The sequence below is a fragment of the Pseudonocardia thermophila genome (assembly GCF_900142365.1).
GTDB lineage: Bacteria > Actinomycetota > Actinomycetes > Mycobacteriales > Pseudonocardiaceae > Pseudonocardia > Pseudonocardia thermophila.
Genome location: NZ_FRAP01000014.1, coordinates 62826 through 78993 on the forward strand (window position 1 = coordinate 62826; position 16168 = coordinate 78993).

Genomic DNA, 16168 nt, shown 5'->3' on the forward strand with positions numbered 1-16168 from the left:
GTCGCCTCCGCGTGAGTGAGCGGACGCTCACCGATGCGGAGGCCCCCGATCGGCGAGCAACATGGCGACGATGGTCGGTCCGGGGTTGTCTGTACGGATGCATGCTGTCGAGATCGGTCTCGGCCCGGTGACCCCGTCGGACGTCGTGGCCGTGGCGAGGGAAGGGGCCGCAGTGACCCTGTCGGCTGAGGCACTGGCGGAGATCGCGGCGACGCGCAAGGTCGTCGAGGAGCTCGCCGACGACGTCGAACCGCACTACGGCGTGTCGACCGGGTTCGGCGCGCTGGCCACCCGGCACATCCCCGTCGAGCGGCGGGCGCAGCTGCAGCGCAGCCTCGTGCGCTCGCACGCCGCCGGGTCCGGGCCGGAGGTCGAGCGCGAGGTCGTGCGGGCGACGATGCTCCTGCGGTTGTCCACCCTGGCCACCGGCCGGACGGGGGTGCGCCCGGAGACCGCCCGCGCCTACGCGGCCATGCTCTCGGCCGGCATCACGCCGATCGTCCAGGAGTACGGCTCGTTGGGCTGCTCCGGCGATCTCGCACCGCTCGCGCACTGCGCGCTGGCGCTGATGGGCGAGGGCGAGGTCCGCGACGCCCGGGGCGAGCGCCGCCCGGCCGCCGATGCCCTGGCCGAAGCCGGGATCGCACCGGTCACGCTGGCCGAGAAGGAGGGCCTGGCGCTGATCAACGGCACCGACGGCATGCTCGGCATGCTGGTTCTGGCGTGCGCGGACCTGCGGCAGCTGCTGCGGGTGGCCGACATCGCGGCGGCGATGAGCGTCGAGGCCCTGCTCGGCACCGACGCGGTGTTCGCGCCCGACCTGCAGGCCCTCCGCCCGCACCCCGGCCAGGCCGCATCGGCGGCGAACCTGCGGGCGCTGCTGGCCGGTTCGGCGATCATGGCCAGCCACCGCACCCCGGACTGCACCCGCGTGCAGGACGCCTACTCACTGCGCTGCGCACCACAGGTGCACGGCGCGGTGCGCGACACGCTCACGCACGCCGAGACCGTCGCGGCCCGGGAGCTGGCCGCCGCGATCGACAACCCGGTGATCACGCCGGATGGGCGGGTGCAGTCGAACGGCAACTTCCACGGCGCCCCGATCGGCTACGTGCTGGACTTCCTCGCGATCGCGGTGGCCGACCTCGCGGCGATCTCGGAGCGGCGCACCGACCGGTTCCTCGACCAGTCGCGCAGCCACGGCCTGCCGGCGTTCCTCGCCGACGACCCGGGCGTCGACTCCGGTCACATGATCGCCCAGTACACGCAGGCGGGGATCGTCTCCGAGCTGAAGCGGCTGGCCACCCCGGCGTCGGTCGATTCGATCCCGTCCAGCGCGATGCAGGAGGACCACGTGTCCATGGGCTGGGCCGCGGCTCGCAAGCTCCGCCGCGCCGTCGACGGGCTGCGCCGCGTGCTCGCCATCGAGCTGCTCACCGCGGCCCGCGGCATCGACCTGCGCCACCCGCTCGCCCCCGCCCCCGCGACCGGCGCCGTGCGCGACGCGCTGCGCGCCACCGTTCCCGGGCCCGGCCCCGACCGGTACCTGGCCCCCGACATCGAGGCGGCCGTCGCCGCCGTCAGCTCCGGTGCGGTGCTGCGCGCCGCCGAGTCCGCCGCGGGAGGGTTGCAGTGATGGAAGGTGCACGTCCGGTCCGCGCCCCGCGCGGCACGACCCTCACGGCCGGGTCGTGGCAGACCGAGGCTCCGCTGCGGATGCTGCAGAACAACCTCGATCCCGAGGTCGCCGAGCGACCCGACGACCTCGTCGTCTACGGCGGCACCGGACGGGCCGCCCGGGACTGGCGCTCGTTCGACGCGATGGTCCGCACCCTCACCACGCTGCGCGACGACGAGACGATGCTCGTGCAGTCGGGCCGCCCGGTCGGGGTGCTGCGCACCCACGAGTGGGCGCCGCGGGTGCTCATCGCGAACTCGAACCTGGTCGGCGACTGGGCGAGTTGGCCGGAGTTCCGCCGCTTGGAGAAGCTCGGCCTGACGATGTACGGCCAGATGACGGCCGGATCGTGGATCTACATCGGTACCCAGGGGATCCTGCAGGGCACCTACGAGACGTTCGCCGCGGTCGCCGCGAAGCGGTTCGGCGGTACGCTCGCCGGCACCCTGACCGTGACCGGCGGCTGCGGCGGCATGGGCGGTGCGCAGCCGCTGGCCGTCACCCTCAACGAGGGCGTCTGCCTGGTGATCGACGTGGACCCGGCGCGGCTGCAGCGCCGCGTGGAGCACCGCTACCTCGACGAGCTCGCCACCGACCTGGACGACGCGATCACCCGGTGCACGGCCGCGAAGAGGCAGCGGGTGCCGCTGTCGGTGGGGCTGGTCGGCAACTGCGCCACCGTGCTGCCGGAGCTGCACCGCCGCGGAGTCGAGGTCGACATCGTCACCGACCAGACCTCGGCCCACGACCCGCTCTCCTACCTGCCGGAGGGCGTCGACCTCGACGACTGGGCCGACTACGCGGCCAAGAAGCCGGAGGAGTTCACCGACCGGGCCCGCGCATCGATGGCCAAGCACGTCGAGGCGATGGTGCAGTTCCTCGACGACGGTGCCGAGGTCTTCGACTACGGCAACTCCCTGCGCGACGAGGCCCGCAAGGGCGGCTTCGAGCGCGCGTTCGCGTTCCCCGGGTTCGTGCCCGCCTACATCCGGCCGCTGTTCTGCGAGGGCAAGGGCCCGTTCCGCTGGGTGGCGCTCTCCGGCGACCCGGCCGACATCGCGGCCACCGACCGGGCCGTGCTGGAGCTGTTCCCGGACGACGATCGGCTGCGCCGGTGGATCACCGCCGCCGGGGAGAAGGCCGCCCACCAGGGGCTGCCGGCCCGGATCTGCTGGCTGGGCCAGGGCGAGCGGGACAAGGCCGGGCTGCGGTTCAACGAGATGGTCGCCGACGGGCGGCTGTCCGCGCCGATCGTGATCGGCCGCGACCACCTCGACACCGGGTCGGTGGCCTCCCCGTACCGCGAGACCGAGGCGATGGCCGACGGCTCCGACGCGATCGCCGACTGGCCGCTGCTCAACGCACTGGTCAACACCGCGTCCGGGGCGACGTGGGTGTCGATCCACCACGGCGGCGGCGTCGGCATCGGCCGATCGCAGCACGCCGGGCAGGTCACTGTCGCCGACGGCACCCCGCTGGCGGCGGAGAAGCTGGAGCGCGTGCTGACCAACGACCCCGCGACGGGCGTGCTCCGGCACGTCGACGCGGGCTACGAGCGGGCCGCTCAGACGGCGCGCGACCACGACATCCGCGTGCCGATGCAGGAGACCTGATGGCGTCGTTCACCTCGATGTGGGCGGACCTGGAACCGGTGGGCCGGGCGCCGTCCGGCGGCTACCGGCGGTTCGCGCTCACCCGCGAGGACCACACCCTGCGCGAGTGGTTCGCCGGGGAGGCCGCCGCCCGCGGGCTGGAGGTGGTGACCGACCGCGCTGGGAACCAGTGGGCCTGGTGGAACCCCGGCCCCGAACCCGGGATCGCGATCGGCTCGCACCTGGACTCGGTGCCCGACGGCGGCGCGTTCGACGGCCCGCTCGGCGTGGTCTCGGCGTTCGCCGCGATCGACGCGCTGCGCGCCGCCGGGTTCACCCCGGCGCGGCCGGTCGCCGTCACCAACTTCCGGGACGAGGAGGGCGCCCGGTTCGGCGTCGCGTGCGCGGGATCGCGGGTGCTGACCGGGGCGCTCGATCCCGACCGCGCGCGGGCGCTGCGCGACGACGACGGCGTCACGCTGGGCGAGGCGCTCGGCGGGCAGGACCTGGGCCCGGACCCGGAGATGCTGGCGCGGGTGGCCGCGTTCGTCGAGCTGCACGTCGAGCAGGGGCGCGGCCTGGTGGACCTCGGCCGGCCGGTGGCGGTCGGGTCGGGGATCTGGCCGCACGGGCGCTGGCGGGTCGACCTGCCCGGGGAAGCGAACCACGCGGGGACCACGCGGCTGGCCGACCGGCGCGACCCGATGCTCGCCCACGCCGAGCTGGTGCTGGCCGCGCGGGCGGCGGCGACCACCCACGACGCCGTCGCCACCTGCGGCAAGGTGCGTGTCGAACCGAACGGGGTCAACGCGATCCCCTCGCTGGTCACCGGCTGGGTCGACGCCCGCGGGGCCGACGAGGAGCGGGTCCGGGCCGTCGTCGACGAGCTGCGCGAGCTCGCGCAGGCGCACGGTGGACGGATCACCGAGGAGTCGTGGACCGGCCCGACCGAGTTCGATCCGCCGCTCGTCCGCCGCATCGCCGCGCTGCTCGACGACGCCCCCGTCCTCGCCACCGGGGCGGGCCACGACGCGGGCATCCTCGCCGCGGCCGGCGTGCCGACGGCGATGCTGTTCGTGCGCAACCCGACGGGCGTCTCGCACTCCCCCGCCGAGTCCGCGGAGGAAGCGGACTGCCTGGCCGGGGTGGCCGCGCTGGCCGGGGTGGTGGCGGAGCTGGCTGCCTGATGCCGGCCGGGAGGGCGCGCCGTGGTTGAGCGGTACTGGGCCGAGCACGCGCTGCTGCCCGGCGGCCTCGCGGCCGCGGTGGCGTTCGAGATCGCCGACGGGGTGTTCACGGCCGTCACGCCGGGTGCGCCGCGGACCGGAGCCGTGCTGCCCGGCGTGGTGCTGCCCGGGTTGGCGAACGCGCACTCGCACGCCTTCCACCGCGCCCTGCGCGGGCGCACGCACGGGGCCGGCGGCACCTTCTGGACGTGGCGCGAGCGCATGTACGCGGTGGCGCAGCGGCTGGACCCGGACACCTACCTGGCGCTGGCCCGGGCCACGTACGCGGAGATGGCGCTGGCCGGGATCACCGCGGTCGCCGAGTTCCACTACGTCCACCACGCGCCGGGCGGGCGGCCGTACGCCGATCCGTACGCGATGGACCACGCGCTGCGGCAGGCCGCGGCGGACGCCGGGATCCGGCTCACCCTGCTGGACACGTGCTACCTCACCGGCGGCATCGACGCGCCGCTCTCTCAGCCGCAGTTGCGCTTCTCCGACGGCGACGTGGACACGTGGGCCGAGCGGGTCGCGCACGGGCCCGCGGACGGGGTGGCGGTGCACTCGGTGCGCGCAGTCCCCCGGGCCGCGCTGAGGGTCGTCGCCGAGGTGGCCGCGGGCCGGCCGCTGCACGTCCACCTCTCCGAGCAGCCCGCCGAGAACGACGCCTGCCGCGCGGCCTACGGGCTCACCCCGACAGCGCTGCTGGCCGCGGAGGGAGTGCTCGGCCCGGCCACGACCGCCGTGCACGCCACGCACCTGACCGGCGCCGACGTCACCGCGCTCGGCTCGTCGGGCGCTGGGGTGTGCTTCTGCCCCACGACCGAGCGCGATCTCGCCGACGGGATCGGCCCGGCCCGCGCGCTGCACGACGCCGGGGTGGCGTTGTCGCTGGGCAGCGACCAGCACGCGGTGATCGACCTGTTCGAGGAGGCCCGCGCGCTGGAGCTGCACGAGCGGCTGCTGACCCACGAACGCGGCCGGTTCACCCCGGCCCAGCTGCACGTCGCCCTGCACGCGCACGCGGCACTGGGCCGCCCCGACGCCGGCCGCCTCGCCCCGGGCGCCCCGGCCGACCTGGTCGCGGTGCGCACGGACACACCCCGCACCGCCGGAGCCGATCCGGCCCAGATCGTGTTCGCGGCGACCGCGGCCGACGTCGAGACCGTGATCGTCGACGGCGCCGTCGTCGTGCAGGAGGGACGGCACCGCCTCGGCGACGTCGGCCGGCTCGTGCAGGATGCGGTCGCCGCGGTGACCGGCTGAGACGGGAGGGGACCGCGCATGACCGTGCTCTACACCGGCATCGCCGAGCTCGTCACCAACGACCCCGAGCTGGGGGTGCTCACCGACGCCGCGTTCGTCACGGCCGGGGACGTGGTCCTCTGGGTCGGTCAGGCCTCCGCGGCGCCGGCGGCCGACGAACGGGTCTTCCTCGGCGAACGCGCCGTGGTGCCCGGGTTCGTCGACTCCCATTCGCACCTGGTGTTCGCGGGCGACCGCGGCGCCGAGTTCGCCGCGCGCATGGCCGGGCAGCCGTACGACGGCGGCGGCATCGCCGCCACGATGGCCGCCACCCGCGCCGCCTCCGACGCCGAGCTGCGCGCGCTGGTCGCGGCCCGCGTGGCGGAGATGCGCGCCCAGGGCACTACCACCGTCGAGATCAAGAGCGGGTACGGCCTGTCCGTCGCCGAGGAAGCCCGTGCGCTGGCGATCGCCGCCGAGTTCACCTCCGAGACGACCTTCCTCGGCGCTCACGTCGTGCCGCCGGGCGTCGGTCGCGCCGAGTACGTCGACCTGGTCACCGGGCAGATGCTCACCGCCTGCGCGGAGCACGCCCGCTGGATCGACGTGTTCTGCGAGCCGGGCAGCGCGCACGCGTTCGACGCCGACGAGGCTCGCGCGGTGCTGTCCGCGGGCCGCGCCGCCGGCCTCGGCCTGCGGGTGCACGGCAACCAGCTCGGCCCCGGCCCCGGCGTCGCCCTCGCGGTCGAGCTGGGCGCCGCGAGCGTCGACCACTGCACCTACCTGACCGACGCCGACGTCGACGCGCTCGCGAACAGCGACACCGTGGCCACCCTGCTGCCGGGTGTCGAGTTCTCCACCCGCTCCCCCTACCCGGACGCCCGGCGGCTGCTCGACGCCGGCGTCACCGTGGCGCTGGCGACCGACTGCAACCCCGGCACCTGCTACTCGTCCTCGATGCCGTTCATGATCGCCCTGGCGGTGCGGGAGATGGGCATGACGGTCACCGAGGCGCTGTGGGCGGCCACCGCCGGCGGGGCGAAGGCGTTGCGGCGCACGGACATCGGGGTGCTCGCGCCGGGGAAGCGGGCCGACTTCACCGTGCTCGACGCCCCCAGCCACCTGCACCTGGCGTACCGGCCGGGGGTGCCGATCGTCGTCGGCGGGTCGGGACGTCCCTGACCCGTCAGACGGTCAGCTCCTGGGTGCCCAGCACGACCGCCAGCTCCAGCCGGTCCGCGTCCACCGTGGCGGGCTCGGCCGTGTAGACCATGATGCGCAGGTCGTCGTCCCGCACGAGCAGGATGTCGCAGTCGAGCGTCATCCGCCCGACCGACGGGTGCTCGATCGTCTTGCGCCGCGACGGCGCCGCCGGCGCCGTCGCGAGCGGTTGGTCCCACAGCTCGGCGAACCGCGGACTCGCCGCCGCCAGGTCGCGGATCAGCCGGCGCAGCGTCCGGTCCGCCGGGTACCGCGACGCGGTCAGGCGCAGGTCGGCGACGAGCCGGGCCTCGTGCTCGGCGTGCTCCTGCGGGGTGTGCACGACCCGCGACGGGTACCGGGTGATCGCCCGCCAGACGGCGTTGCGCTCCAGCCCCCGCCACGCCGACGTCACCCCCAGCACCGCGTCGTAGGCAGCGTTGGCCTGCACCAACGTCCAGGAGGCGTCGAAGACGGCCACCGGCGTGTGCGACAGCCGATCCAGCATCCGCTGGACGCTCGGGGTGATCCGCGACGGCACGACGTCGGGCCCCGGCGTCACGTGGCCGGCCAGCCGGAACAGCAGATCCCGTTCGGGATCGGCGAGCCGCAGCGCCCGGGCCAGCGCCTCCACGACCTGCACCGACGGCGTGGTCGCCCGGCCCTGCTCCAGGCGCGTCAGGTAGTCGGTCGAGATACCGGCGAGCGCCGCCAGCTCCTCGCGCCGCAGCCCGCTCGCGCGGCGGCGCCTGCCCACCGGAAGACCCACCGACTCCGGGGTCACCCGGTCACGCCACCGCCGGACCGCCCGGCCGAACTCCCATCCGTCCACCAGACCAGTCTGCGCACTTCGGCCGCGGTTGTCCTGGTACCGGTGCTCCTAGGGTGCAGCCCACGCGCAGCATCCCTACGCCGGCCGCACCCTCGGCTCCCCCGCCGCTCGGTGCCGGGCGACGACGAGATCGGCGACGGCGGAGTGCGTCCCGATCGGCGCGCCGACCACGTCCGCCCCGCAGGCATCCAGCCGCTGCTGGAACAGCCCGGGCGCCAGCAGCCACGACGCGATCGCGACCCGCCACGCACCCCCCGCGCGCAGCGCGGCCACGACCTCGGGCACCCGCGGCCCGCCTGCGGCGATCGTCGCGAGCGCGACCGGGCGGCCGAGCAGCAGGCCGAGCCGGCGCGCAGCCTGTGCCGAATCCGCGACGGCGGCCGGGTCGCTCGAGCCGGCGACGGCGAGGACCACCGCGTCACCGGGCCGGTACCCGGCCGCGACCAGCCGCTCCGCCGCGACCTCGACGAGCGCCGGATCGGGGCCGAACGCCTGCCCGACCAGCACGTCCGAACGACCGCACGCCCGGATCTGCGCCGGCACGTCGACGCGCACGTGGTAGCCCGCGGCCAGGAACATCGGCACGGCGGCAGCCGGGCCGGGCAGCTCGCGCAGGGCCTCGGCGATGGTGGGGCCGCGCACGTCGGCGTAGGCGAGCGCCGCCTCACCGGCCGGGAGCCGCTCCCGCACCTGCGCAGCGACGGCCTCCGTGACCCGGGCACCTGCCGGGTCCCGGGTGCCGTGGGCGATCATGAGCAGGTTCACGCGCAGTGCCCTCCTGCCGGTTGGGCCGTCGGGTCGAGGGCCAGGCGGTAGCCGCGCTTGACCACGGTCTGGATGAGCTTGGGCTCGCGCAGGGCCGTGCGCAGGCGGGTCATCGCGGTCTCGACGGCGTGCTCGTCACCGGAGTTGCCGGGCAGCGCCGCCAGCAGCTCGGCCCGGGGCACGACCCGGCCGGGGCGGCGGGCGAGCACCCGCAGCAGCGCCATGCCGGCGGGCGGCACCGGACGCAGCTCCCCGTCGACGAGCACGGCGTGCCCGCGCAGCTCCAGCCGGTGTCCCGCGACCGGCAGCCGCCGGGCACGGGCCGGCATCTCCGCCTCGAGGTGGCGGACCATCGCCCCCAGCCGGGAACGCGCTGGCTGCAGCGTGGGCACGTCGAGGGCCTCCAGGGGTGCCGCCGTCACCGGGCCGACGCACATCACCATCACGTGCCGGCGCATCGCGTCGAGCAGCTGCTCGCGCACCCCGCGCTCGGCGGCGCGGGCCAGCATGCTCACGACGGCCGGGGCGCTGGTGAACGTCAGCACGTCGACGCCGCAGCACAGGACGGCGTCGGTGAGCCGGTCGAGCGGGCCGAGATCGGCGGGCGGCGCCCACCGGTACACCGGCACCTGGACGACGTCGGCCCCGGCCATGGTGAGTGCATCGACCATGTCCGGGAGCGGTTCGCCGTGCAGCTGGACGGCGATGCGCACACCGTCGACGCCGCGGGCGAGCAGGTGGTCGAGCACCTCCGCCGAGGACTCCGACGCCGGCGACCACTCCTCCACCAGCCCGCAGGTGCGGATCTGCCCGCGCACCTTCGGCCCGCGGGCGAGCAGGACGCCCGAGCCGAGGGCAGCCAGCAGCTCGTCGCCGATGCCCCAGCCCTCCGCGGCCTCCACCCAGCCGCGGAACCCGATGCCGGTGGTGGCGACGGTGATGTCGGGCGGGTCCTCGACGAGCCGCCGGGTGGCGGCGTACAGCTCGGCGTCGTCGGCGAGCGGGATCAGCCGCAGCGCCGCCCCGTGCATGATCTGGGCACCGCGGCGCTCCAGCATCGCGGCCAGCTCCTCCGCCCGGCGCGCCGCGGTCACGCCCACGGTGAACCCCGCGAGCGGCGGCACCCCCACGGCGGTCTCGGTCATCGTCAGCGTCACGGCAGCCCGACCTCGACCATCCCGCCGACCACGCGGACCGGGTACGTCGGCACGCTCACTTCCGGGTCGTCGAGGCAGCGGCCGGTGCGCAGGTCGAACGCCTGCTTGTAGACCGGCGAGGCGATCGTGGGGACCCCGCCGCGGTCGCCGACGATGCCGCGGGAGAGCACCCCCGCTCCGGAGAACGGGTCGACGTTGCCGATCGCGTGCACCTGTCCGTCGTGGGTCCGCACGAGCGCCACCTGGGTGTCGCCGAACAGCGCCGCGACGCCGCGCTCCGGCTGCAGCCGCTCCAGCGGGCAGGCGACGAGCCAGCGCACCTGCAGCTGCACGGTCATCGGCGCACCTCCGGCATCCCCACCGGCACCGGTTGGCCGCGCTCGACGCGGGTCCTGATCAACGGGTCCGGGGTGTCGGGCGCGTTGACGAACGAGACGAAGCGGGCCAGCTTCTCCTCGTCCTCCAGCACGCCGCGCCACTCGTCGGAGTAGTTGGCCACGTGCGCTTCCATGGCGGCCTCCAGGTCGGCGCAGATGCCCAGCGCGTCGTCGACGACGACCGCGCGGAGGTGGTCGAGCCCGCCCTCCATGGACTCGATCCACGCCGCGGTCCGCTGCAGCCGGTCGGCGGTGCGGATGTAGAACATCAGGAACCGGTCGATGATCTTGACCAGCGTCTCGGTGTCGAGGTCGCTCGCGAGCAGCTCGGCGTGCCGCGGGGAGAACCCGCCGTTGCCGCCGACGTAGAGGTTCCACCCCTTCTCGGTGGCGATGATCCCGAAGTCCTTGGACCGCGCCTCCGCGCACTCCCGCGCGCAGCCCGAGACCCCTGCCTTCACCTTGTGCGGGGCGCGCAGCCCGCGGTAGCGCAGCTCCAGCACCACGGCCAGCTCCACCGAGTCCTGCACGCCGTAGCGGCACCAGGTGGTGCCGACGCACGACTTCACGGTGCGCAGCGCCTTGCCGTACGCGTGGCCGGACTCGAAGCCGGCGTCGACCAGCCGCCGCCAGATCGCGGGCAACTGCTCGACGCGGGCGCCGAACATGTCGATCCGCTGACCGCCGGTGATCTTCGTGTAGAGCCCGAAGTCCCGGGCGACCTCGCCGATCGCGATCAGCCCCTCGGGCGTGATCTCACCGCCCGGGATCCGGGGCACCACCGAGTACGTGCCGTTGCGCTGCAGGTTCGCCAGGAAGTGGTCGTTGGTGTCCTGCAGGGTTGCCTGCTCGCCGTCGAGGACGTGACCGGTGCCGAGCGAGGCGAGGATCGACGCCACCGCAGGCTTGCAGACGTCGCAGCCGCGTCCGCGCCCGTAGCGGGCGATGAGCTGCGAGAACCTGCGGATGCCGGTGGCCGAGACGATCTCGAACAGCTCCGCGCGGGACCGGTCGAAGTGTTCGCACAGCGCCTTGGAGACCTCGACGCCGGACTCGACGAGCAGCTTCTTCAGCGTCGGCACGCACGATCCGCAGCTCGTGCCCGCCCGGGTGCACGCCTTGATCGCGGGCACGTCGTGGGCGCCGCTCTCGACGGCGGTGCGGATCGCCCCCTTGGAGACGGCGTTGCACGAGCAGATCTGCGCCGAGTCGGGCAGCGCGTCGGTGCCCAGGTCCACCCCGCCCGGGGCGATGAGCGCGACCGGGTCGGCGGGCAGCGGCTGCCCGACCAGCGCGCGCAGTGCCCCGTAGCGGGAGGCGTCGCCGACGAGGATGCCGCCGAGCAGCGTCTTCGCGTCGTCGGAGACGACGAGCTTGGAGTACGTGCCGGCGACCGGATCGTTGACGACGACCTCCAACGCGCCCGGCGTGGTCGCGTGCGCGTCGCCGAAGCTCGCCACATCGACGCCGAGCATCTTCAGCTGCGTCGACGTGTCGATCTCGGCCGGGACCACGGTCGCGCTGCCGCCGACCAGCTGGTCGGCCACCACCTCGGCCATCGCGTAGCCCGGCGCCACGAGCCCGTACGTGCGGCCCTCCAGCGCGGCCACCTCGCCGACGGCCCAGATCGCCTCGTCGTGGGTGCGGCAGCGGGCGTCGACGAGCACCCCGCCGCGCTCCCCGATCGGGAGCCCGGCCCTGCGGGCCAGCTCGTCGGCCGGCCGGATGCCCGCGGAGAAGACGATGACGTCGGCGTCCAGCTCCACGCCGTCGGAGAGCGTCGCGATCAACCGGTCGCGGTCTCGGGTGATCTCGGTGACCGACACCCCGCAGCGCACCTGCAGGTCCTCGGACTCGACGAGCCGCCGCAGCAGCGCTCCACCGCCCTCGTCGACCTGGACGGGCAGGAGCCGCGGCGCGATCTCCACGACCTGCGGCGACAGGCCCAGCAGGCGCAGCGCGCGGGCGGCCTCCAGACCGAGCAGCCCGCCGCCGACGACGACGGCCGAGCGCCGCCCCGGCCGGTCCGCGGCCATCGCCTCGGCGGCCGCGGTGGTGATCGCGTCGAGATCGTCGAGCGTGCGGTAGACGAAGCAGCCGGGCAGGTCGCGCCCGGGCACCGGCGGCACGAACGGCACCGAGCCGGTGGCAAGCACGAGCGCGTCGTAGCGGAACACCCGGCCGGACTCGGTGCGCACGGTGCGCGCGTCCCGGTCGATGCCGACGGCCGGGTCACCGAGGTGCAGCTCGACGTCCAGCTCCGGCAGCGTCAGCTCCTCCGCCGACACCCCGTCGACGTACGACGAGAGCGCCACCCGGTCGTAGGCGGCCCGCGCCTCGGCCCCGACCACGGTGATGCGCCAGGCGCCTGCGGCATCGCGGTCGCGCACGGCCTGGACGAGCCGGTGCCCGACCATGCCGTTGCCGATGACCAGCAGATCCTTCATCGAGTTCCCTCCGCTCACGCCGCGCCCTCGGCGATCGGATCGGGGTCGGCGGCCGCGAGCCAGTCGGCCAGACCGCAGACGGTGTCGGTGCAGCTGCCGCAGCCGGTGCCGGCACGGGTGGCGCGGCGCAGCGCAGCGACGCTCGTCGCCCCCGCGCGCCAGGCCGTGACCAGCGCGGACTTGGTGACGGTGGTGCAGCGGCACACGATCGCCGCACCGGGCAGCCGGCCGGGATCCACGGTGGTCGCGGGCAGGCGGCCGAGCAGCAGCCCGAGCCGGTCGCTGGGTGCCGGCGCGCCGGTGTCGAAGTACTGGACCATCGTCGCCGCGGTCTCCGGCATGCCGATCACAGCACCGCCGACGACGCGGTCACCCTCCATCGCGAGGGCGGCGTAGCGGCCACCGGCCGGGTCGACGAACCGCAGCACGTCCGCGCCCGCGAGTGCGGCGGGCGCACCGACCGCAGCGAGATCGACCCCGCGCGCCTTCAACCGGGTGACCGGGCGGGTGCCGGTGTAGCGAGCGGCCGGGTCGGCGCCGGTGAGCAGGTCGGCCAGCACCGCGGCCTGCTCCCACCCGGGCTGGACGAACCCGGGCACGGCCCCGCGGTGCTGTGCGCAGTCACCGATCGCGTGCACCCGCGGGCGGGAGGTCGCGAGCCGGTCGTCGACGATGATCCCCTGATCGACGATGATCCCCGCGGCTTCAGCCAGCCCGGTCTCGGGACGTACCCCGGTCGCCACGACCAGCTCGTCGGCGGCCAGCACGCTGCCGTCGGCCAGGTGCAGCCCGCCGTCCCACTCCGCGGCGACGGTGTCCAGGCGCACGTCGACGCCGAGCCGCTCCAGAGCCGCTGCCAGCACCTCCCCGCCGAACGGGTCGAGCTGGCGCTCCATCAGGTGCGGCCTGTGGTGCACGAGCGTGACCTTGACGTCGCGCTCGGCCAGCCCGCGGGCGGCTTCGCAGCCCAGCAGACCGCCGCCGAGCACGGCGAACCGCACGCCCGGGCGGGCCCGCTCGACGATCCGCTCGCAGTCGTCGAGATCGCGGAACGGGATGCCCTGCTCGATCCCGGGCACCGGGGGCAGCCGCGGGCGGCTGCCGGTGGCGAGCACCAGGTCGTCGAAGGGCACGTCGCCGTCGGTGGTGCGCAGGACGCCGTCGCCGATCGCGGTGGCGGACACGCCCAGCCGCGCGTCCACGCCCCAGTCCTGCGCCCAGCGCTCGGGCAGCAGGTCGACGGCGGACGGCAGCCCGCCGGCCAGCACGGTCGACAACAGCACCCGGTTGTAGGCGGGCCGTGCCTCGGCTCCCACGACGGTCAGCGCCACCGCCTCGCCGCGCGGGTCCCGCCGCCGGATCTCCTCCACGAGGCGGGCACCGACCATCCCGTGCCCGACCACCACCACCTGCCTCGTCACGGGCCTGACGGTAGGTAGCCGTCGTTACCCTCGTGCGACCTGCGGTGACAGGGGGGTAACACAGCCCGCACATCGGTGAGGGGATTCCGTGAGGTCGACCGGGGTGTGCCGGGCACGACGAAGGCCCGAGCGCCGGGCCGAAGGGGGCCCGGCGCTCGGGCCGGTGAGGTCGGGGATCGGGCTAGCCCGCGGTTCGCTCCGGTTCGATGCGGACCGCGCTGACCTTGAACTCCGGCATCCGGCTCACGGGATCGAGCGCCGGGTTCGTGACGCGGTTCGCGGCCTGGTCGTCGCCGAAGTGGAACGGCAGGAACACGGTGTCGGTGCGCAGCGACGGCACGCACCGCACGCGGGCGCGCACGCTCCCCCGCCGCGACGCGACGCGCGCCCAGTCGCCGTCGGCGAGCCCGGAGCGCGCCGCGGTGTCGGGATGGACCTCGACGAACGCCTCGGGCACGACCGCGACCAGCTCCGCGATGCGCCGGGTCTGCGCGCCCGACTGGTAGTGGGTGAGCACCCGCCCGGTCGTCGCCCGCAGCGGGTAGTCGGGGCACGGCAGCTCCGCCGCGGCCACGTGGTCGACCGGCACGAACCGGGCCCGTCCGTCGGGATGGGCGAACCGGTCGAGGAACAGCCGCGGTGTGCCCGGGTGGTCCTCGGCGGGGCACGGCCAGTGCAGGGCCTCCCCCGCGTCGAGCCGCTCGTAGGTGATCCCGGAGTAGTCGGCGGGCCCGCCCGCGGACGCCGCTCGCAGCTCCTCGAAGACGGCGGCCGGGTGCGCGGGGAACCCGGGCACGCCCAGGTGTTCGGCGAGGCCTGCGACGATCTCCAGGTCGGTGCGCACGCCCGGTGGCGGGGGCAGCGCGCGGCGTCTGCGCAGCACGCGGCCCTCGAGGTTGGTCATCGTGCCCTCCTCCTCGGCCCACTGGGCGACCGGCAGCACGACGTCCGCGGCCCGCACGGTCTCGCCGGGCACGACGTCGGCCACGACCAGCAGGTCGAGCGCCGCGAGCCGCTCGGCGACCGCGCCCGCGTCCGGCGCGGAGACCAGCACGTTCGAGCCGAACACGAGCAGGGCGCGCGGCCCGTCCGGGCGGCCGAGCGCGTTCAGCAGCTCGGTGGCCGACCGGCCCGGCCCGGGCAGCGCGTCCGGGTCCACGCCCCACACCGACGCGACGTGGGTACGGGCGGCGGGATCGGTGATGTGCCGGTAGCCGGGCAGCTGATCGGCCTTCTGGCCGTGTTCGCGGCCGCCCTGCCCGTTGCCCTGTCCGGTGATCGTGCCGAAGCCGGAGCCGGGCCGGCCGGGCAGACCGAGCACGAGCGCCACGTTGATCCACGCCGTGACCGTGTCGACGCCGTGGGCGTGCTGCTCGGCGCCGCGCCCGGTGAGGACGTACCGGTTGCGGGCCCGGGCGAGCAGAGCCACCGCGGCGCGCATGTCCGCGGCGGCCACCCCGCAGACCCGCTCGGCCCGCTCCGGCCACCACTGCGCAGCGATCCGCCACGCCTCCTCGAACCCGGTGGTCCGCTGCGCGACGTAGGCGGTGTCGACGTACCCCTCGACGACGGCGGCGTGCAGCATGCCCAGCGCCAGCACCAGGTCGGTGCCGGGCACCGGCTGCAGGTGCAGCCCGCCGGTGGCGATCGCGCGCTCCGCGGTCGCCGACACCCGCGGGTCCACGACGATCAGCGCGGCCTCACCGAGGTGCCCCATCAGCGGCGGCATCGTCTCGGCCGGGTTGGCCCCGGCGAGCAGCACCACGTCGGCGGCGGCCAGGTCGGTCACCGGGAACGGCAGGCCCCGGTCGATCCCGAACGCCCGGTTGCCCGCCGCCGCGGCCGAGGACATGCAGAACCGGCCGTTGTAGTCGATCTGCGAGGTGCCCAGCGCGACCCGGGCGAACTTGCCCAGCAGGTAGGCCTTCTCGTTGGTCAACCCGCCCGCGCCGAACACCGCCACCGCGTCCGGGCCGTGCTCGGTGCGGATGGCGCGCAGTCGGTCGGCGACGTAGCCGAGCGCGGCGTCCCAGCTCACGGGCTCACCGTGCACGAGCGGGGTGGTCAGCCGCTCGGGGTGGCGCAGCAGCCGGCCCGACGTCCAGCCCTTCTGGCACATGCCGCCGCGGCTGGTGGGGAACTCACGGGCGTCGACCGCGCCCGCCCGGTCGATCCACTGCCCGCACTGCAGTGCGCAGTACGGGCAGTGGGTGGGAGTGCGGGTCACC

12 protein-coding genes are annotated in these 16168 nt (G+C 75.2%); 5 read left to right on the plus strand and 7 right to left on the minus strand.

Going from position 1 to position 16168, the window contains the following annotated elements:
• The first annotated feature begins 97 nt into the window (after positions 1-97).
• From hutH to hutI, 5 genes are read left to right on the plus strand one after another with little or no spacing between them, the layout of a single operon-like run.
• Positions 98-1636 (plus strand): histidine ammonia-lyase, encoded by a 1539-nt coding sequence (gene hutH / locus BUE41_RS18240; RefSeq protein ID WP_073458336.1) that lies wholly within the window; start codon positions 98-100, stop codon positions 1634-1636.
• Entirely contained in the window at positions 1636-3291 is a 1656-nt protein-coding gene (hutU, locus tag BUE41_RS18245) for a urocanate hydratase (protein ID WP_073458337.1), read from the plus strand. Before hutH ends, hutU begins: the two co-directional genes overlap by 1 nt.
• On the plus strand, positions 3291-4457 hold the full coding sequence (locus tag BUE41_RS18250; protein WP_200803999.1) for an allantoate amidohydrolase: 1167 nt from the start codon (positions 3291-3293) through the stop codon (positions 4455-4457). The genes hutU and BUE41_RS18250 overlap by 1 nt, the downstream gene beginning before the upstream one ends.
• Before the next feature lie 21 nt (positions 4458-4478).
• The gene (locus tag BUE41_RS18255; protein ID WP_073458338.1) at positions 4479-5762 is read left to right on the plus strand and encodes a formimidoylglutamate deiminase; all 1284 of its coding nucleotides are present in this window, start codon (positions 4479-4481) and stop codon (positions 5760-5762) included.
• Between the two features lie 18 nt (positions 5763-5780).
• Positions 5781-6923 carry an imidazolonepropionase gene (gene hutI, locus BUE41_RS18260; RefSeq protein ID WP_073458339.1) on the plus strand — a complete coding sequence of 381 codons (1143 nt, stop codon included), beginning with the start codon at positions 5781-5783 and terminating at the stop codon, positions 6921-6923.
• Between the two features lie 4 nt (positions 6924-6927).
• Here hutI and BUE41_RS18265 read toward each other — a convergent pair whose 3' ends face one another.
• From BUE41_RS18265 to BUE41_RS18295, 7 genes are all read right to left on the minus strand, one after another.
• Positions 6928-7773 (minus strand): helix-turn-helix transcriptional regulator, encoded by an 846-nt coding sequence (locus BUE41_RS18265; protein ID WP_073458340.1) that lies wholly within the window; start codon positions 7771-7773, stop codon positions 6928-6930.
• Between the two features lie 75 nt (positions 7774-7848).
• Entirely contained in the window at positions 7849-8538 is a 690-nt protein-coding gene (locus BUE41_RS18270; protein ID WP_234997390.1) for a sirohydrochlorin chelatase, read from the minus strand.
• Positions 8535-9683 (minus strand): uroporphyrinogen-III synthase, encoded by a 1149-nt coding sequence (locus tag BUE41_RS18275; RefSeq protein WP_073458452.1) that lies wholly within the window; start codon positions 9681-9683, stop codon positions 8535-8537. Before BUE41_RS18275 ends, BUE41_RS18270 begins: the two co-directional genes overlap by 4 nt.
• Before the next feature lie 8 nt (positions 9684-9691).
• The gene (gene nirD, locus BUE41_RS18280) at positions 9692-10033 is read right to left on the minus strand and encodes a nitrite reductase small subunit NirD (protein WP_143172230.1); all 342 of its coding nucleotides are present in this window, start codon (positions 10031-10033) and stop codon (positions 9692-9694) included.
• The gene (gene nirB, locus BUE41_RS18285) at positions 10030-12519 is read right to left on the minus strand and encodes a nitrite reductase large subunit NirB (RefSeq protein WP_073458341.1); all 2490 of its coding nucleotides are present in this window, start codon (positions 12517-12519) and stop codon (positions 10030-10032) included. Before nirB ends, nirD begins: the two co-directional genes overlap by 4 nt.
• A gap of 14 nt (positions 12520-12533) precedes the next feature.
• Positions 12534-13940, minus strand: a complete 1407-nt coding sequence (locus BUE41_RS18290; protein WP_268794500.1) for an FAD-dependent oxidoreductase — start codon at positions 13938-13940, stop codon at positions 12534-12536.
• 181 nt (positions 13941-14121) lie between these two features.
• Positions 14122-16167 (minus strand): molybdopterin oxidoreductase family protein, encoded by a 2046-nt coding sequence (locus BUE41_RS18295; RefSeq protein ID WP_073458343.1) that lies wholly within the window; start codon positions 16165-16167, stop codon positions 14122-14124.
• Position 16168: the final 1 nt, after the last annotated feature.